Raw genomic sequence first — 17,418 nt, forward strand, 5'->3', positions numbered from 1 at the left:
TTTGCCTGCCGGTTGCCGTGATGCCCTTCCCCGATCGCGACGCATTCCTCGCCCAGGTGGAGGAGGGCAGCACCTTCATTCCGCTCTGGAAGCGCTGGCCCGCTGATCTGGAGACCCCGCTCACCACCTGGCTGAAGGTGGGCGCCGCCAGCAGCCATGGCGTCTTGCTGGAGTCGGTGGAGGGGGGCGAGCGGCTGGGGCGCTGGAGCTTCGTGGTGGCCGATCCTGCCTGGACCCTCACGGTGCGCGGCGAGGACGGCGTGCAGTGCTGGCGTGATGGCCGTCGGGCCCAGTTGCAGGGCAACCCCTTCGAGCTCCTGGCCAGATGCCTGGCCTCACTGCAGCCCAGCACCATTCCAGACCTGCCACCTCTGGGGCAACTCTTCGGCTTCTGGGGCTACGAACTGATCCGCTGGATCGAGCCGAGCGTGCCCATCCACCCCAGCGACCCCGGGGGTCCGCCCGACGGTTGCTGGATGTTGGCTGACAGCCTGCTGGTTTTCGATCAGGTGAAGCGGCAGATCACGGCTGTGGCCTATGCCGACCTCAGCGGCGGGGGAGATCCCCTCAGCGCCTACGCCGAGGCCGAGGCCCGGATCCAGTCGTTGGAGCAGCGCATGCACGGCCCGCTGCCGGTTGGGGTCACCCCCCTGCGCTGGGACCCTGAACCCAGCGTGGAGCTGGAGACCCGCAGCAACCGCAGCCAGGCTGATTTCGAAGCGGCGGTCGTGGCGGCCCGGGAGCACATCGCCGCCGGCGACGTCTTTCAGCTGGTGCTCAGCCAGCGGCTGGAGACCCGCATCCAACGGGATCCCTTTGAGCTGTACCGCAGCCTGCGGATGGTGAATCCATCGCCTTACATGGCCTTCTTCAACTTCGGCGGCTGGTATCTGATCGGCTCCAGTCCCGAGGTGATGGTGAAGGCCGAGCCCGTAGCCGGTGGCATCCGGGCCTCCCTGCGACCGATCGCCGGCACCCGCCCACGTGGGGCTGATGAAGCCCACGACCTGGCCCTGGAGCAGGAGCTGCTGGCCGATCCCAAGGAACGCGCCGAACACGTGATGCTGGTGGATCTGGGCCGCAACGACCTGGGCCGGGTCTGCCAGCCGGGCACGGTCGAGGTGACCGAGCTGATGGTGGTCGAGCGCTACTCCCACGTGATGCACATCGTCAGTCAGGTGGAGGGCATGCTTGATGACTCCCACGACGTCTGGGATCTGCTCAAGGCCTCCTTCCCGGCCGGCACGGTCAGCGGCGCCCCCAAGATCCGGGCGATGCAGCTGATCCACGAATACGAGCCCGATGCCCGTGGCCCCTATTCTGGCGTTTATGGGGCTGTGGATCTGGCCGGCGCCCTGAACACCGCCATCACGATCCGCACCATGGTGGTGCTCCCCGATGGCGAGGGGGGCTGGCGGGTACAGGTGCAGGCCGGTGCGGGCCTGGTGGCCGACTCCCAGCCAGCCGCCGAATACCAGGAAACTCTCAACAAAGCCCGCGGTCTGCTCAAGGCCCTGGCCTGCCTGCAGGGGAACGAGCCATGACCGATCGCCTCCTGCTCAAGGGTTTCGAGGTGGAGCTGTTCACCGGCCGGGCCGATGGCACCGTGGTGGGGGTGGCGGAGCAGGCCGCGGCCCAGCTCCAGGATTTCGTCACCGAACCAGACCATCGCAACCTGGAGTACATCACTCCTCCTGATGCCGACTACTCCCACCAGCTGGAGATGCTGCTGGAGCCGAGACGGCGCCTTCGCCGCTGGCTGGGTGAGCGGAGCCTGACCCTGCTCCCAGGCAGCACCCTGAGTCTTGGAGACAGTCGCCGCTTCGAGCGCTCCGACCCCTCGAATCCATACCACGGCTACATCGAGGCCACTTACGGCACAAAGGTGGTGACCGCCAGCGTGCACATCAACCTCGGGGTCACTGATATGGAGGCCCTGTTCGCCGGCTGCCGGCTGTTGCGCTGCGAGGGCGCCCTGCTGCTGGCCCTGAGCGCCAGTTCTCCCTTCCTCGATGGGGTCGCCACGGGCGCCCACTCCCAGCGCTGGCTGCAGTTCCCGCTCACCCCGTCCAGGGTGCCGTTGTTTCTCGATCATCAGCACTACATCCAGTGGATGGAGGCCCAGCTGGCGGCCGGAGCCATGCGCAACGTGCGCCATCTCTGGACCTCCGTGCGGCCCAACGGGGAGAACCGGCCCCACGACCTGAACCGGCTTGAAATCCGGATCTGCGACCTGATCAGCAATCCACGCCAGCTTCTGGCCGTCACGGTGTTCGCGGAACTGCGCCTGCTGCAGCTCCTGGAAGACCCGCAGAGTCATGATCCCCTGCGCGCCAGCCGGCTCAGGCCGGATCAGCTCGCCGAGCTGGCCGACCACAACGACCGCTCCGCCGCCCGCCAGAGCCTGCGGGCCATGCTCAGCGACTGGCGTACGGGGGAGGAGATCGAGGCTGGTGCCTGGATTCAGCGCGAGCTGGAGCAGGTGGCGCCTCTAGCCGCCAGGCTCGGCCTGAGCTCCTGGCTGGAGCCGCTCCACGACATCCTGAGCCAGGGCAATGAAGCGATGCGCTGGCTGGAGCGGCACGCCGCCGGAGTGCCGCTGCGCGAGATCCTCGCCGAAGGAGCCACGGCCATGCAGCTGGCTGAAGTGGAACCAGCACCACTCAACACAGCGGCTTCGCACCCTTTGGGATGATCATGGAGCCTTCCTCGCCTGCGCCGGACCCCATGCGGCAGCCCCTGTCCGCCCCATCCGCCGTACTGGCCCAGGCCGCCCAGGCAGTTCCCACGGCTCCAGCTCCCCGTGTCACCCGGCTGCTCGGAGAGCGGCTGGAACTGGTGGAGGATCTCTGGAAAACGGTCCTGCTCAGCGAGTGTCCGCCCGATCAGGCCGAACGGCTGCTGCGACTCAAGCAGCTGAGCGACCCCTCCGAAGCTGCCGACGGCACGGTCGACACCACGGCCTCCATCGTGCAGCTGATCCGGGAAATGGACCTCTCGGAGGCGATCGCTGCGGCCCGCGCCTTTTCGCTCTACTTCCAGCTGGTGAACATCCTCGAGCAGCACATCGAGGAAGACAGCTACCTGGCCAGCCTGCAGGAGGCTTCCACTCCCTCCAGACCCGACCCCTTCGCCCCACCGCTGGCCAGCCAGACCGATCCGGCCACCTTCCGGGAGCTGTTCACCCGCCTGCGCGGACTGAACGTTCCCCCTGCCCAGATCGAGAACCTGCTGCGGGAACTCGACATCCGGCTGGTGTTCACAGCCCACCCCACGGAGATCGTGCGCCACACCGTGCGCCACAAACAGCGGCGGGTGGCGGCCCTGATCCATCGCCTGCAGCAGGACAGTCCCTCAGAACTGCACGACGAACGCAGCCTCAGGCTGCAGCTGGAAGAGGAGATCCGGCTGTGGTGGCGCACCGACGAGCTGCACCAGTTCAAGCCCTCTGTGCTCGATGAGGTCGATTACGCCCTCCACTACTTCCAGCAGGTTCTGTTTGACGCGATGCCACTGCTGCGCCAGCGCATCCTCAATGCACTCGCCGCCAGTTACCCGGATGTGGAGGCCCCACGTGACGCCTTCTGCACCTTCGGTTCCTGGGTGGGCTCCGACCGCGATGGCAACCCTTCCGTCACTCCCGACATCACCTGGCGCACCGCCTGCTATCAGCGCCAGCTGATGATCGAGCGCTACATCACGGCGGTGCAGGGCCTGCGAGACCAGCTCAGCATCTCGATGCAGTGGTCCCAGGTGAGCGCTCCCCTGCTCGAGTCCCTGGAGATGGACCGGCTGCGCTTCCCGGAGATCTACGAGGAGCGGGCAGCCCGGTACCGGCTCGAGCCCTACCGGCTCAAGCTCAGCTACATCGTCGAAAGGTTGCGCCTCACCCACCAGCGCAACAAGCAGCTGGCCGAAGCCGGCTGGGAATCCCCCTGCGACAGCGCCGGGCCGGCGGTGCTGAGCACGGGCACCGGGCCGATGGCAGCTGCCCCGCCCGAACTGCACTACGGCTCGGTGAACGAGCTTCGCCAAGACCTGGAGCTGCTGCGCGACAGCCTCGAATCCACAGGCCTCAGCTGTGAACCGCTGCAGACCCTGCTCAGCCAGGTCCACATCTTCGCCTTCAGTCTGGCCAGCCTCGACATCCGCCAGGAGAGCACCCGACACAGCGATGCCCTCGACGAACTGACCCGCTACCTGCAACTGCCCATTCCCTATGGGGAGATGGAGGAGGAACAGCGGGTTGAGTGGCTGCTGCAGGAATTGCAGACCCGCCGCCCCCTGCTCCCGCCCGCGACCCGATGGAGCCCGGCCACCGACGAAACCTTCGCGGTGTTCCGCATGCTGCAGCGGCTGCAGCAGGAATTCGGCCCTCGCATCTGCCGCACCTACGTCATCTCGATGGCCCACACGGTCTCCGACCTGCTGGAGGTGATGCTGCTTGCCAAGGAGGCCGGTCTGGTGGACCCCAAGGCGGTGCAGACCCAGTTACTGGTGGTGCCCCTGTTCGAAACGGTGGAGGATCTGCAGCGGGCTCCGGCGGTGATGCAGCGCGTCTTCTCGGAGCCCTTCTACAGGGCCCTTCTGGCCAGCAGCGCCGAATCCGACAAGCCCCTGCAGGAGGTGATGCTCGGCTATTCCGACAGCAACAAGGATTCGGGCTTCCTCTCCAGCAACTGGGAAATTCACAAGGCCCAGATCGCTCTGCAGCGACTCGCCTCAGAGCACGAGGTGGCCCTGTGCATCTTCCACGGCCGGGGCGGCTCGGTGGGAAGGGGCGGAGGCCCGGCTTACCAGGCGATCCTGGCCCAGCCCAGTGGCACCCTCAACGGCCGCATCAAGATCACCGAGCAGGGTGAGGTCCTGGCCTCGAAGTACTCCTTGCCGGAGCTGGCGCTCTACAACCTCGAAACGGTGACCACCGCAGTGCTGCAGAACAGCCTGGTGAGCACCAACGTCGATGACACCCCCACCACGAACGAACTGATGGGCCGCCTAGCAGCCCGCTCCCGGGTGCACTACCGGCGCCTGGTGCATGAAAACCCCGATCTGGTGGCCTTCTTCCAGCAGGTCACACCGATCGAGGAGATCAGCAAACTGCAGATCTCCAGCCGCCCAGCCCGCCGCAAGAGTGGAGCCAAGGATCTCTCCAGCCTGCGGGCGATCCCCTGGGTGTTCGGCTGGACCCAGAGCCGCTTCCTTCTGCCCAGCTGGTTCGGTGTGGGGGCAGCCCTGCAGGAGGAACTCGACGATGATCCAGGCCAGCTGGAGTTGCTGCGTCTGCTCTACCAGCGCTGGCCCTTCTTCCGCATGCTGATCTCCAAGGTGGAGATGACCCTCTCGAAGGTGGATCTCGAGCTGGCTCATCACTATGTGCAGGCCCTGGGTCGCCCCAGCCACCGCGAAGCCTTCGAGGAGATCTTCCAGGTGATCGCGGCCGAGTTCGAACTCACCCGGGATCTGGTGCTGATGATCTCCGGTCACGGCCGCCTGCTGGATGGCGATCCAGCCCTGCAGCTCTCGGTCGACCTGCGCAACCAGACGATCGTGCCCCTCGGCTATCTGCAGGTGGCCCTGTTGCGGCGACTGCGCGACCAGAACCGGCAGCCGCCGATGAGCGAAGCCAGCAGCGGCGATGGCAATGACGGCCGCACCTACAGCCGCAGCGAACTGCTGCGCGGCGCCCTGCTCACCATCAACGGCATCGCCGCGGGCATGCGCAACACCGGTTGAACCGCGCTTGATTCCCTTCCGCAGCCAACCGCCCGCCCCACGACTGCCCGAGGGCTACCGAACGGAGGCCGAGCCCCCCCAGCCCGGGGAGTTGAACATCTTGCTGATGGCCTGCGGCGAATCGCAGCGTGATGAGCAGCGCCTGGTCCTGGTGCTGGAGCGCAGCGCCTGGCAACTCTGTGTGCGGGATCCGCAGGGGCGGTTGGTGGGCTTCGTGCGGGCCACCAGCGATCAGGCCCTCAATGCCAACCTCTGGGATCTCTCGGCCTGGCCGGCGGATCCCCATCGGTCCACCGTGCTGGCGGTGCTGGTGCACGGCGCCCTCAGCCGCCTGCGCCGCGAACTGAGTGGTTGCAGCATTTCAGTGGCAGCTCCACCGGAGGCTCTTTCAGCCCTTCAACAGCACGGCTTCATGGTCGACCCAGGTGGCATCCGCGCCATGGGTCTGGTGCTCACCACAGCTGAGAGAGAAACCCAGGGAGCCGAATGAAACGAGCATGGAGGGACTCGAACCCCCGACATTCAGAACCGGAATCTGACGCTCTATCCAACTGAGCTACATGCCCGAGCGGGGAGGTCATCCCTGGCCCGTGGTCGTAGCTTACCCGCACGCCGCTCCTGACCCATTCGGCTGCATCGCCTGGAGCTGCTCGATTTTCGTAACTACGCCCAGCTCTCCCTCGAGCTCCGCCAGCCACGTCTGCTGGTCATCGGCGCCAACGGAGAGGGCAAGTCGAACCTGCTTGAGGCGGTGGAGCTGCTCGGCAGCCTGCGCTCCCACCGCAGCGGCCACGACCGCGACCTGATCCGCCATGGCCAGAGCCGGGCGCTGGTGCGCGGCTGGTGCGGCGATGGCGACACCCCTGGAGCACCAGTGCCAGCTCCTGGGCTGAATCAGCTTGAGCTCGAACTGGAGGTAAGGCGCCAGGGCGGGCGCCAGGCCCGCCGCAATGGCAAGGTCCTGGAGCGCCAGCTCGATCTGGTGGGCCCCCTGCGCTGCGTGGGCTTCAGTGCCCTCGACCTGGAGCTGGTGCGGGGGGAGCCCGCCCAGCGGCGCCAGTGGCTCGATCGGGTGGTGCTGCAACTGGAGCCGGTCTACGGGGAGCTGCTGGCTCGCTATGGCCGATTGCTGCGCCAGCGCAGCCAGTTGCTGCGCCGCGGCCTGAGCCAGGGGGAGCAGCAGCTGCACTCTCTCCTCGACGCCTTCGATCAGCAGATGGCCTTGATCGGCACACGCCTGCACCGCCGCCGTCGCCGCGCCCTGGCTCGCCTGCAACCACTGGCCGCTGCCTGGCAGGCCCAGCTCAGTGGCGGTCGCGAACGTCTTGAGTTGCTTTATCAGGCTGGCAGCCAGCTGGAGGGGGAGGAAGCGGAGGGCCCCTGGCGGGAGGCCCTGCTGGAGCAACTGCGGCGGCAGCGTCCGGAGGAACGCCGACTGGGAGCCTGCCAGGTGGGTCCCCACCGCGATGAGGTGGCGATGCTGCTGGGGGAAGAGCCTGCCCGGCGGTTCGGATCCGCCGGGCAGCAGCGCACCCTGGTGCTGGCACTGAAACTGGCGGAACTGGAGCTGGTACAGCAGCTCTGGAGTGAACCGCCCCTGCTGCTGCTCGACGACGTGCTGGCAGAACTCGACCCAAGACGCCAGGAGTTGCTTCTGGAGGTGGTGGGCACAGGACACCAGTGCCTGGTGAGCGCCACCCACCTGACGTCGTTCAGCGCCAGCTGGCAGGGGGGCGACTCCCAGGTGGTGCAGATCTGCCGTGGGGAAATTGTCGAATCGGCCTGGCAACCGTAAGAAACCTGAAGGGATGCGTAGGATGGTCTCTTGTTTGCGCGCATTCGATGACCCAGAGCCTGCCCTGCCTCCACCCCAACCCGGGATGGAGTGGAGCCCAAAGCACCCAGAGCTTTCAGAGCCAACCCCCCACGACCAGCGACATGGTGGGGAAACATTGCATCCTTGAGCTTTACAACTGCGATTCAAAAAAGCTCAACGACGAAGCTTTTCTCAGAGACGCCATCACGACTGCAGCGAAACGTGCTGGCGCCACTTTGCTCAATCTGATAACCCACCGTTTCGAACCGCAGGGGGTTACGGGTCTTGCCCTGCTGGCTGAATCTCACATCTCGATCCACACCTGGCCTGAGTCGGGCTACGCAGCAGTGGATGTGTTCACCTGCGGCGATCACACCATGCCCGAGCGGGCCTGCCAGGTGCTTGGCGATGAGCTTGAGGCGGCCAGCCGCAACCTCAAGAGCTTCCGCCGGGAAACTCCCGACTCGATCAGCGAGCAGATCAGGGAACCACTGGATCTGGCTGCCTGAGGCCGGTTGAAGCCAGTGGCCCCGTGGCTGCTGGCTTCAGGCTCGCCTCACGGTTGAGCTTGCCGCTGATCAAACCCTCAAGATCCAGGCTGACAGCGGCGAAACCAAGCTCTCTGAACGCCTCCACCAGCTCCTGGCGCGGCAACCAGCTGAGCAGACCGTCAAGCTGGTCGGCGGGTACCTCCACACGGGCAGTCGCTCCCTGGCAGCGCACCCGCAGCTGCTGAACTCCGCGCTGGCGCAGCCAGTCTTCGGCAGCGGCAACTCGCTCAAGGCGCGAGGCCGTGACCGGCTCGCCGTAGGGAAAACGCGAAGCCAGGCAGGGCTGGGCCGGCTTGTCCCACCAGGGGAAGCCCAGGGCTCTGGAAATCTGACGCACGGCCGCCTTGTCGAGGCCGTGCTCGGCCAGGGGCGAGCACACACCCCGCTCGCGGGCAGCCCGGATGCCTGGCCGGTGATCGCCGAGATCGTCTCGGTTCACCCCATCCAGCACCTGGACGGCACCGCCAGAGAGAGCGGCAAGCAGGCCATGCAGCTCGCGCTTGCAGGCGTAGCAGCGGTCGGTGGGATTGCTGCTGTAGGCGGGATCCTCCAGTTCAGCGGTGGCCACTTCCCGGTGCCGGATTCCCATCCAGGCCGCCTGGGAGCGGGCTTCCCGCAACAGATGGGGAGCCAGGGCCGGCGAGACCCCCGTAGCCGCCTCGGCGGCAGCGCCCAGTTGCTCGGCGGCGATCGCCGCCACCAGGGCACTGTCGACACCACCGGAGTAGGCCACCAACACGGCGCCCAGCTCCCTGATGCTCTGACGCAGCTGGCCGAGGGCGTTCTCCAGCGGCAGTGGCAGAAATTCCACCAGCGGATGGAGGGCCGGGGAGGTCATGGCCTCGGTCGGGGGTCGTTAAGATCCAAACGTAGAAGGCCAGGCCATGGCACCGACCTCCAGCGCGGCCTCCGGTGCGTCGTCCCGCGCAATTGGAATCCGCACGGCCTCAGGCAGCCACGAGCGCAGCCACGGCCAGTTGCACGTCTACGACGGCGACGGCAAGGGCAAGAGCCAGGCGGCCCTTGGGGTGGTCTTGCGGACCATCGGACTTGGGATCTGCGAGCGCAAGCGCACCAGGGTCCTGCTGCTGCGCTTCCTCAAGGGGCCCGGTCGCGCCTACGACGAGGACGCGGCGATCGAGGCCCTGCAGCAGGGCTTCCCCCACCTGATCGATCAGGTGCGCACCGGTCGTGGCGACTATTTCAGCGCCCAGGAGGCCACCCGCTTCGATCACCAGGAGGCCCAGCGCGGCTGGGATATCGCCCGGGGTGCCATCGCCAGCGCCCTCTATTCGGTGGTGGTGCTGGATGAGCTCAGCCCGGTGCTCGACCTCGGACTCCTGGATGTGGACGAGGTGGTGCGCACCCTCGCGGCCAAGCCGGCGGGCATGGAGGTGATCGTCACCGGCCGGGGCGCGCCGCGGTCACTGGTTCAGCTCGCCGACTTGCATTCCGAGATGCGGGCTCACCGGCGCGAGGCCAACGACAGTGCCGGCATCGCCGGCATCGAGATCTATACCGGCGAAGGCAAGGGGAAATCCACCAGTGCCCTGGGCAAGGCCCTGCAGGCGATCGGGCGGGGCATCAGCCAGGACAAGAGCCATCGTGTGCTGATCCTGCAGTGGCTCAAGGGCGGCAGCGGTTACACAGAAGACGCGGCAATTGCGGCCCTCCGCGAAAGCTACCCCCACCTGGTGGATCATCTCCGCTCCGGCCGCGATGCCATCGTCTGGAGAGGCCAACAGCAGCCCATTGATTATGTGGAGGCGGAGCGGGCCTGGGAAATCGCCAGGGCGGCCATCTCCAGCGGGCTCTACAAGACAGTGATTCTCGATGAGCTCAATCCCACCGTTGATCTGGAGCTGCTGCCTGTTGAACCGATCATGCAGACCCTGCTGCGCAAACCAGCGGAAACGGAGGTGATCATCACGGGACGCTGCAAAAATCCCCCCGCCTATTTCGATCTGGCCAGCATCCACTCCGAGATGGTCTGCCACAAGCACTACGCCGAGCGAGGCGTCGACCTCAAGCGCGGGGTGGACTACTGAGCGGGCTGAGGATTCAGCCCGCAGGTTGGGATGGTTTCCCAGACACTCAGTAGATCGGGAGACATTCAGTAAATAGGCACGGCAGGGTCCACCTGCTCACTCCACGCCTGAATGCCACCACTCACGTTCACCCCTTCGATGCCATGGCGACCCAGGGCGAGCAGGGCCTTGGCACTGCGGCCACCCAGCTTGCAGTGCACGTAGAGACGCTTGCCCTGGGCCAGCCGGCGCACATCCTCGATCGCCTCACCGCTCTCGATCCGATCAAGGGGTATCAGCACCGATCCAGGGATCACGGCGATGTCGGCTTCAGGGGCGTTGCGCACATCCAGCAGCAGGATGTCCTCCAGCTGGCCGTCGATCACGGTCTTGAGTTCGGCCACGGTGATGCTGGGCACACTGCCGGCCTCCTCCTGGCCCGGTGCCGTGCCGCCCACGCCGCAGAACTCCTGATAGTCGATGAGCTTGTCGATCACCGGCCGCTCGGGGTTGGGCCGCAGCTTCAGTTCCCTGAACTTCATGGCCAGCGCATCGAAGAGCAGCAGGCGGCCACTGAGGGTGGTGCCGATGCCGGTGATGATCTTCACGGCCTCGGTGGCCTGGATCACGCCGATGATGCCGGGCAGCACGCCCACCACACCGCCCTCGGCGCAGGAGGGCACCATGCCCGGTGGCGGCGGCTCAGGGAAGAGATCGCGGTAGTTGGGACTTTCGGCATCCAGGTTGAACACCGTGGCCTGGCCCTCGAAGCGGAAGATCGAGCCGTACACATTGGGCTTGCCCAGCAACACGCAGGCGTCGTTGACGAGGTAGCGCGTAGGGAAGTTGTCGGTGCCGTCGCAGACCAGGTCGTAGGGCTCGATGATCTCGAGCGCGTTCTCGCTGGTGAGCGCCGTCTCGTAGAGATCCACCTGGCAGTGGGGGTTGATCTCGAGGATGCGCGCCTTCGCCGATTCGATCTTGGGCTTGCCCACCCAGCTGGTGCCGTGGATCACCTGGCGCTGCAGGTTGGAGTGATCCACCACGTCGAAGTCGACGATGCCCAGGCGGCCCACGCCGGCGGCAGCCAGATACAGAAGAAGTGGGGAGCCAAGCCCACCGGTGCCCACGCAGAGCACGGAGGCGGCCTTGAGGCGCTTCTGCCCCGCCATGCCCACTTCCGGCAGGATCAGATGGCGGGAGAAACGCGCCACCTCGTCGGGACTGAGCTGGACGCCGCTGATGTCGGGGGGAAGCATGGGCAAGAAGGCCGTGGGCCGCAGAAGGGACCGCGTGCGGCGGCCCTCTCCCTACTCTCCCAAATCCTCGCCCCCCGCTGATGGCCTGAGCGCCGGCGGGACCAGCGCCACTTCCCGCGCAGCCGGCAGGGCTGAGGAATCACCGGGCAACTCCGCGATCCACCAGGCGCGCAGTTCCCCTGATGCGCCGAGGATCAGCATCAAGACCGGAGTGAAGGCCCAGGCGCAATCAGTGGGGGAGGGAATCGCCGGCGAGCTGGGATGGCTATGGGCCGTGCCCAGCACTTGCCAGCCGCGCTGACGTCCCCACTTCTGGGCCATCAACTGCTCGCGGGGGTCGATGGCGAAACGCTCACAGCGCTGCTCGCTCTGAGGCCAGACGTTCAGGCAAGGCCAGATGAGCTGAAGACGGGCAGCCGCCTGGTCTCCCGCTCCCGCGCCAGCGGGGTGACCCAGCAGCAAGGCGCAGCCCTCCTGGGGGGCCACGGCAGCCAGCACGGCACGCAGAACGGTCAGCTGATGCGAATCAACCACGAGCCGCTCTGGCCAGTCGCTGCCCATGCCGATACCTTGAGCCCTTGACTCTCACACCATCGCCACTCCATTGATGAGCGACGCAACCACCGAACAGGAGCCGACGACCAGCGAGGCCGGCACCACATGGGCGGAGAGCGAAGCTGGCGCCAACTTCAGCGAGCGCTACGGCGAGATCCTCTCCAAGGTCAACCAGACCCTGGATCAGGTGGACTGGTCGCAGATCAGCCGGATCGGCAAGGGTGTCGGCGTCCTGCTGGCGGTGATCGTGGCCCAGGTGCTGATCAAAGGAGTGCTCGACACCATCAACCTGCTGCCGGTGGTGCCAGGCCTGCTGGAGCTCCTCGGCCTGGTGGTGGTCGGACAGTGGAGCTGGAAGAACCTCAGCACCAGCGAGAAGCGCTCTGGCGTGGTGTCCCGCTTCCAGACCCTGCGCCAGGAATACCTGGGCTGAAGCGGCTACCGCCAGATCCACACGGTCAGAACCCGACTGCCAGGAACCCCCCGATCAGTCCACAAGCCCGGCGATCAGGGATTGGGCCTGTCCCCAGTAGCCACCACCGAACAGGTTGGCGTGGTTCAGCACGTGATAGAGGTTGTAAATACGGCACCTCAGGGAATGGCCAGCTGGCCTGGGCCATTCCCCCTCGTAGCCGCTGAAGAAGAGCGGCGGGAATCCTCCGAAAAGTTGGGCCATGGCCACATCCACTTCCCGGTCCCCCCGGTAAACGGCGGGATCAAACAGGGCCACCTCGGCAGAGCCCTGGGTGATTGAGCTGGGGGCCATCCGGGCGGCATTTCCTCCCCAGAGATCGCCATGCACCAGGCAGGGAACGGCCCCATGGCCATTCAGCCACTCAGGAGTGAGCTCCAGCAGCCTCCGGCTCCCCCTCAGCAACCGGCCCGAGCGCTCGGCGAGCTTCAACTGCGGGCCCAGGCGCTGCTCGCTGAAAAAGTTTCCCCAGTCCTGGCTCCAGCGATTGCGCTGAGTGGCGCTGCCGATGAAGTTGTCACGCTGCCAACCGAAGCCGGGCGAGCCGGAGGCGGAACTGCGGCGATGCAACCGTGCAAGTGCAGCCCCGGCGGATTCCCAGGCCAGGTCGGCCTCGGCAGCAGCGGCTGGGGGAACTCCCAAGCCAGGTCCACCAGAGGTCATGTCCAACCAGTCCATCACCAGCAGGGCCTGGGAGCCCGCCAGGGCACAGTGCATGGGCATGGGCACCACCAGCTCAGCTCCGGCTGCCGAGGCCAGAGCCAGCAGACCCTCCATCTCCGCCTCCAGTGCGGGCAGCTGATTGGCCAGGTTCGTTTTGGCAAACAGCCGGCCGCCACCGGCGAGCTCCAGGGCCCAGGCACGGTGAATGCAGCCGCCAGCCACGGGCCGGCAGCGCTCCACCTCCTGGCCGAGGGTCTCCTCCAGCCAACTCACCCAGGGTTCGCGCATCGCAGGCCATGCCACGCCTGCCAGCATGCCCGCCGTCCCTGCCGCCCAGCACTTGGCCGTCAGTCCCTCCCCCGCGGCTTCCCCAGCCAGGGATTCCTCCGCCACGGATGCACCGCTGCTGGATGTGACGGTCATCGGCGGCGGCATCGCCGGGCTGACCGCTGCCGCGCTGCTGGCCCGGGAAGGACTCTCGGTGCAGCTGCTGGAGGCCCACAGCCAGACGGGGGGCTGTGCAGGCACCTTTCGCCGCGGTGGATATGTCTTTGATGTGGGGGCCACCCAGGTGGCGGGGCTGGAACCTGGCGGCATCCACGAGCGCTTGTTCCACCATCTGGGGGTCGAGGCGCCTGCGGCCAGTCCGCTCGACCCAGGCTGTGTGGTGGATCTCTGTGACGGCCAGCCGCCCATCCAGCTGTGGCGGGATCCCGAGCGCTGGCGCCAGGAGCGCCAGCGGCAGTTCCACGGCAGTGAACGCTTCTGGAGCCTGTGCGCAGTCCTGCACGAGGCCAACTGGTCATTCGCCCGGCGCGATCCGGTGCTGCCACCCCGCACCCTCTGGGACCTGGGGCAGTTGCTGGGGGCGCTGAGACCCGCCAATCTCGCCTGTGGGACCCTGACCCTCGCCAGCGTGGCCGACCTGCTGTGCCTGAGCGGTTGCGGCAGCGATCAGCGCCTGAGGCGCTTCCTGGATCTGCAGCTGCGCCTTTACTCGCAGGAACCGGCCGAGGGCACCGCCGCCCTCTACGGCGCCAGCGTGCTGTCCATGGCCCAGGCACCGTTGGGCCTGTGGCACCTCCAGGGCTCGATGCAGGCCCTGAGTGAAAGGCTCGAAACCGCCCTGGCGCTCCAGGGCGGCCAATTACTGCTCAGCCATCGGGTGACGAGCCTGAAAGCGGCGGGACCCAAAGTCTGGTGCGTGCGTGGGACTGAGGCAGGCGGGCGCCCCTTCTCGAGCTGCAGCCGTGATGTGGTGGTGGCACTGCCCCCCCAGGCCCTGGCTGATCTACTGGGGGAGGCGATGCCTGCGGCCTACCGCCAGCGCATCAGCAGCTTCCCCGACCCCAGCGGAGCACTGGTGTTCTATGGCGCCGTCGAGCGGGCCCTGCTGCCAGCGGACTGTCCAGCCCATCTGCAGATCGACTGCAGCGATCCCGGTTCGTTGTTCGTTTCGGTGAGCCGTGAGGGGGATGGGCGGGCGCCGGCGGGGCAGGCCACGGTGATTGCCAGCGTGTTCACCCTGGCACGCCACTGGATGGATATGGAGAGAGAGGCCTATGCGGAGGCCAAGCGTCAGGCCATGACCCAGATCCAGGCCGGCCTGGAGCGGAACCTGGGGCTGGACGCCACGGCCTGGCGCCACGGGGAACTGGCAACGCCGCGGGGATTTGCCCGCTGGACCGGGCGGCCCTTCGGCTTCGTGGGCGGGCTGGGACAGCACCCATCCCGGTTCGGACCCTTCGGTCTGGCCAGTCGCACCCCCCTGCCGGGGCTCTGGCTGTGCGGCGACAGCATCCACCCGGGAGAGGGCACCGCAGGAGTGACCCTCTCGGCGTTGATGGCCAGCAGACAACTGCTGCAGGCTCGCGGCAGAAACCTGGCACTGCCCTGAACTCCAGCAGCCATGGCCCCAGGCCAGGGGGTCAGAGAAACTCAGGCCGCAGGTCCCGGCAGGCCTCCAGTTCCCGCCCCAGTCCGTCCCAGTCGTGCTGCTCGAGCAGACCTTCAAGGCCGTCGAGGGCCTGGCGGTAGTACCCAAGCGCCTCGGCCAAGGCGGCGCGGTTGCTCTGCGCCATCAAGGTGCCCAGCTCCGGATTGCCGCCGCCCACCCGGGTCGTGTCGGCGAAGCCGCTGGAGGCCAGGGCACGCACCAGTTGGGGCAAAGCCGCCTGGGACGACGCCTCTGCCCCATGCTCCGCCGCCCGCAGCAGGGCGGCGCTCACCAGCACCGGCAGGTGGGAGATCAGGGCCACGGCCCGGTCGTGGTCCTGGGCGTCGCATTCCAGCCACTGGGCCCCGAGGGCAACTGCCATGGCGCGAACGTGCTCCAGCGCTGCGGGGTCGGTCTGAAGCGTTGGGGTAGCCACCCAGGGCCGGCCGCGAAACAGGTTCGGCAGACCCGCCTCCACCCCGGCCGCGCTCGTGCCAGCCATCGGGTGGGTAGCCACGAAGTGGGGAACGAGTGACTCCCAGGCCGCCAGGACCGGCGCCTTCACCGAGGCCAGATCGGCGATCACCGCCCCCTCCGGCAGGGCTGCCAGCAGTTCAGGCGAAGGCTCCAGCAACTGATCGAGCGGCAGAGCCAGCAGCACCATCGCGCAGCCCGTGAGCACCGCCGGATCCGTACTCACCTGGCTGGCCAGGCCGCGCTGCCGTGCTCGCTCCGCCGTGGCGGGGCGATGGACCAGCCCGCGAACCTCAACGCCAAGGGCCATCAGGTCAAGGCCGATCGAGCCGCCGATCAGGCCCAGGCCCACCACTCCCACCGGTCTTTCATGCCAGAGGGTTGTCATCGCTGGTACGGCCCACTGGCTCCACCTTCCTACGATTCCGCGATGTTGGAAGCCCGCGCCCACCAGCAGCTCAAGCAGCTCCTGCGCCAGGAGGGCGGCATCCGCTGGCCGCACCACCTGACCATGAGCCGGCTGGTGGCGCGCAGCCTGCGGCGCGCTGATCACACACTGGTGCGCCTGACCCCGGGCAGCGACCCCGACTGGCTGGTGGGCCTGCTGGTACCCCTGGCCCTGGGGGAAGCTTCGATCGCCATGGTGGTCAGCGATCCCCTGCGCCGACGCCTGCAGCAGGTGGAGATTCCAAGGCTGAAAACTGTTGGCCTGCAACTGCCCTGCTGGGAAGGATCCCCCGGCGCCCCCGGGGTGGCTTCCCTCTGGCTGCTGAACCACGCCGAGCTGGAGCTGGCCTGGCGCCAGGGCCAGCTAGCGGAGCGGCAACTGGTCGTACCGGAGGCCGAGCGGCTGCACCAGCAACTGCGTCTTGCCCTGGATCGTCCGATCGACAACGGCGACTGGGAGCGACTGCGTCGGGTTCTGCCCAGCGCCGAACCCAGCCTGCTGGCGCTGCATGAGCGCATGAGCCGTCGAATCTTCGCCCATCCCCCCACACCCTCGGGACAGGTCCCGATCAGCCCCGAGGAGGAAGCTCCTCTGCGGCACCTGCTGGCGCTGCTGGGGCCCCTGCCGGAGGCCTGGCAGCTCTGGCAGTCCGCTGTTGGGCCCGGCTGGGCCAGCTGGGCCAGCGTCGACCGGCAGCTGCTGCAGTGGCGTCTGCACCGCCAGCCACTCGAACCACTGGAGGCCATGGAGGGCCTGCTCCACAGTCGCGGCGTCGTGCTGGTGGGCCAGCTCGGGCGGAACGCCGCTCTGGCCGGCATCAATCCACAGGTGAATGTGAACCTCTCGGATCCGCCCCTCTCCGATCCGCTGCCCCTCTATGCCCCCCTGGGCCAACCCTTCCCCAACAGCCCGCATTTCGGCACCCATCTGCTTGATCACTGCCGGCGACTGGTGTTGGGCCAGAGCGGCCTGACGATCGTGCTGGTGGATGAGCACTCCCAGCGGCTCAGCCTCGCCAGCGCCCTGGCGGCGGAGTTCGGCCGCCGGGTGGGACATGAAACCACCGCACCCGAGAGCAACGGAGTGATCTGCTGCGGCTGGCAGTGGTGGCTGGACCATCAGGGGCGGCTGCCGCTGCCGCGCCAGGTGATCGTCGGGCCACTACCGATCGCCAGCCTCGAAGACCCCCTCACGGCGGCACGGGTCAACCGACTGCGCCAGGCTGGCCACGATTGGTTCCGGGAACTGCTGCTGCCGGAAGCCATGATCCGTCTCCAGTTGTCGCTGGCGGGGCTGCGCCGGGGCGGCGGGCGGCTGGCGGTGCTGGACGGACGCCTGCGCAGCCGCAGCTGGGGTCACCAGGTGCTCAGCGCCCTGGAGCCCTGGGTGGCCCTGAACAGATTGTTGCCGCTCTGAGCAAGGCCGGATCAGGCGACCACAGCGAAGCCCGTAGCCTGTTGCCAGCCAGGTTGTCGCCGGGA

The 17,418-nt window shown here is 67.3% G+C and carries 15 protein-coding genes and 1 tRNA gene; 10 read left to right on the plus strand and 6 right to left on the minus strand.

Annotated features, from left to right (window positions below):
- The first annotated feature begins 20 nt into the window (after positions 1-20).
- The 4 genes from CJZ82_RS06965 to CJZ82_RS06980 are packed head-to-tail and all read left to right on the plus strand — an operon-like array spanning position 21 to position 6,226.
- A complete protein-coding gene (locus tag CJZ82_RS06965; RefSeq protein WP_094555191.1) occupies positions 21-1,544 on the plus strand; it encodes an anthranilate synthase component I family protein in 1,524 nt (507 codons plus the stop codon).
- Positions 1,541-2,695, plus strand: a complete 1,155-nt coding sequence (gene gshA / locus CJZ82_RS06970) for a glutamate--cysteine ligase (RefSeq protein WP_094555078.1) — start codon at positions 1,541-1,543, stop codon at positions 2,693-2,695. Before CJZ82_RS06965 ends, gshA begins: the two co-directional genes overlap by 4 nt.
- Positions 2,696-2,727: 32 nt before the next feature.
- On the plus strand, positions 2,728-5,736 hold the full coding sequence (gene ppc / locus CJZ82_RS06975) for a phosphoenolpyruvate carboxylase (RefSeq protein ID WP_094555079.1): 3,009 nt from the start codon (positions 2,728-2,730) through the stop codon (positions 5,734-5,736).
- Between the two features lie 7 nt (positions 5,737-5,743).
- Positions 5,744-6,226, plus strand: a complete 483-nt coding sequence (locus CJZ82_RS06980; RefSeq protein ID WP_094555080.1) for a GNAT family acetyltransferase — start codon at positions 5,744-5,746, stop codon at positions 6,224-6,226.
- Between the two features lie 2 nt (positions 6,227-6,228).
- On the opposite strand, the gene CJZ82_RS06985 is transcribed toward CJZ82_RS06980, so the two are convergent.
- Positions 6,229-6,302, minus strand: a tRNA-Arg gene (locus CJZ82_RS06985).
- Positions 6,303-6,382: 80 nt separating this feature from the next.
- Between CJZ82_RS06985 and recF the strand changes: the two genes are divergently transcribed.
- Complete coding sequence (gene recF, locus CJZ82_RS06990) at positions 6,383-7,531, plus strand: DNA replication/repair protein RecF (protein ID WP_233130103.1); 1,149 nt, start codon at positions 6,383-6,385, stop codon at positions 7,529-7,531.
- 47 nt (positions 7,532-7,578) lie between these two features.
- On the plus strand, positions 7,579-8,061 hold the full coding sequence (gene speD, locus CJZ82_RS06995; protein ID WP_094555082.1) for an adenosylmethionine decarboxylase: 483 nt from the start codon (positions 7,579-7,581) through the stop codon (positions 8,059-8,061).
- On the opposite strand, the gene larE is transcribed toward speD, so the two are convergent.
- Complete coding sequence (gene larE, locus CJZ82_RS07000; protein WP_094555083.1) at positions 8,033-8,941, minus strand: ATP-dependent sacrificial sulfur transferase LarE; 909 nt, start codon at positions 8,939-8,941, stop codon at positions 8,033-8,035. The two genes, speD and larE, sit on opposite strands and share 29 nt — an antisense overlap.
- 46 nt (positions 8,942-8,987) lie before the next feature.
- On the opposite strand from larE, the gene CJZ82_RS07005 reads away from it, so the two are divergent.
- Positions 8,988-10,151 (plus strand): cob(I)yrinic acid a,c-diamide adenosyltransferase, encoded by a 1,164-nt coding sequence (locus CJZ82_RS07005; RefSeq protein WP_094555084.1) that lies wholly within the window; start codon positions 8,988-8,990, stop codon positions 10,149-10,151.
- A 65-nt stretch (positions 10,152-10,216) separates the two neighbouring features.
- Here the strand turns inward: CJZ82_RS07005 and moeB are convergent, their stop codons facing one another.
- Together moeB and CJZ82_RS07015 are read right to left on the minus strand one after the other, a co-directional pair.
- Positions 10,217-11,389: a molybdopterin-synthase adenylyltransferase MoeB gene (moeB, locus tag CJZ82_RS07010; RefSeq protein WP_094555085.1), complete on the minus strand. Its 1,173-nt coding sequence runs from the start codon at positions 11,387-11,389 to the stop codon at positions 10,217-10,219.
- 51 nt (positions 11,390-11,440) lie between these two features.
- Positions 11,441-11,950, minus strand: a complete 510-nt coding sequence (locus CJZ82_RS07015) for a M67 family metallopeptidase (RefSeq protein ID WP_094555086.1) — start codon at positions 11,948-11,950, stop codon at positions 11,441-11,443.
- A 46-nt stretch (positions 11,951-11,996) separates the two neighbouring features.
- On the opposite strand from CJZ82_RS07015, the gene CJZ82_RS07020 reads away from it, so the two are divergent.
- Positions 11,997-12,377 (plus strand): CAAD domain-containing protein, encoded by a 381-nt coding sequence (locus CJZ82_RS07020; RefSeq protein ID WP_094555087.1) that lies wholly within the window; start codon positions 11,997-11,999, stop codon positions 12,375-12,377.
- A 54-nt stretch (positions 12,378-12,431) separates the two neighbouring features.
- Here the strand turns inward: CJZ82_RS07020 and CJZ82_RS07025 are convergent, their stop codons facing one another.
- Positions 12,432-13,367, minus strand: coding sequence for a fructosamine kinase family protein (locus CJZ82_RS07025; RefSeq protein WP_094555192.1), 936 nt, complete (start codon positions 13,365-13,367; stop codon positions 12,432-12,434).
- A gap of 25 nt (positions 13,368-13,392) precedes the next feature.
- Here CJZ82_RS07025 and crtD point away from each other — a divergent pair, with 25 nt between their 5' ends.
- A complete protein-coding gene (gene crtD, locus CJZ82_RS07030) occupies positions 13,393-14,976 on the plus strand; it encodes a C-3',4' desaturase CrtD (protein ID WP_094555088.1) in 1,584 nt (527 codons plus the stop codon).
- A gap of 31 nt (positions 14,977-15,007) precedes the next feature.
- Here crtD and CJZ82_RS07035 read toward each other — a convergent pair whose 3' ends face one another.
- Complete coding sequence (locus tag CJZ82_RS07035) at positions 15,008-15,877, minus strand: prephenate/arogenate dehydrogenase (protein ID WP_094555089.1); 870 nt, start codon at positions 15,875-15,877, stop codon at positions 15,008-15,010.
- 42 nt (positions 15,878-15,919) lie between these two features.
- Between CJZ82_RS07035 and CJZ82_RS07040 the strand changes: the two genes are divergently transcribed.
- A complete protein-coding gene (locus CJZ82_RS07040) occupies positions 15,920-17,353 on the plus strand; it encodes a helicase (protein WP_094555090.1) in 1,434 nt (477 codons plus the stop codon).
- Positions 17,354-17,418 lie beyond the last annotated feature (65 nt).

The organism is Synechococcus sp. 1G10 (genome assembly GCF_002252625.1).
In the GTDB taxonomy this organism is placed as follows: domain Bacteria; phylum Cyanobacteriota; class Cyanobacteriia; order PCC-6307; family Cyanobiaceae; genus Regnicoccus_A.

Bases quoted from the DNA above. Each gene is read 5' to 3' on its own strand.
- gshA (WP_094555078.1), top strand. From the start codon at position 1,541: ATGACCGATCGCCTCCTGCTCAAGGGTTTCGAGGTGGAGCTGTTCACC.
- CJZ82_RS07035 (WP_094555089.1), bottom strand. From the start codon at position 15,877: ATGACAACCCTCTGGCATGAAAGACCGGTGGGAGTGGTGGGCCTGGGC.
- CJZ82_RS07015 (WP_094555086.1), bottom strand. From the start codon at position 11,950: ATGGGCAGCGACTGGCCAGAGCGGCTCGTGGTTGATTCGCATCAGCTG.
- CJZ82_RS06965 (WP_094555191.1), top strand. From the start codon at position 21: ATGCCCTTCCCCGATCGCGACGCATTCCTCGCCCAGGTGGAGGAGGGC.
- moeB (WP_094555085.1), bottom strand. From the start codon at position 11,389: ATGCTTCCCCCCGACATCAGCGGCGTCCAGCTCAGTCCCGACGAGGTG.
- larE (WP_094555083.1), bottom strand. From the start codon at position 8,941: ATGACCTCCCCGGCCCTCCATCCGCTGGTGGAATTTCTGCCACTGCCG.
- ppc (WP_094555079.1), top strand. From the start codon at position 2,728: ATGCGGCAGCCCCTGTCCGCCCCATCCGCCGTACTGGCCCAGGCCGCC.
- CJZ82_RS07025 (WP_094555192.1), bottom strand. From the start codon at position 13,367: ATGCGCGAACCCTGGGTGAGTTGGCTGGAGGAGACCCTCGGCCAGGAG.
- CJZ82_RS07040 (WP_094555090.1), top strand. From the start codon at position 15,920: ATGTTGGAAGCCCGCGCCCACCAGCAGCTCAAGCAGCTCCTGCGCCAG.
- CJZ82_RS07020 (WP_094555087.1), top strand. From the start codon at position 11,997: ATGAGCGACGCAACCACCGAACAGGAGCCGACGACCAGCGAGGCCGGC.
- speD (WP_094555082.1), top strand. From the start codon at position 7,579: ATGACCCAGAGCCTGCCCTGCCTCCACCCCAACCCGGGATGGAGTGGA.
- CJZ82_RS07005 (WP_094555084.1), top strand. From the start codon at position 8,988: ATGGCACCGACCTCCAGCGCGGCCTCCGGTGCGTCGTCCCGCGCAATT.
- crtD (WP_094555088.1), top strand. From the start codon at position 13,393: ATGCCCGCCGTCCCTGCCGCCCAGCACTTGGCCGTCAGTCCCTCCCCC.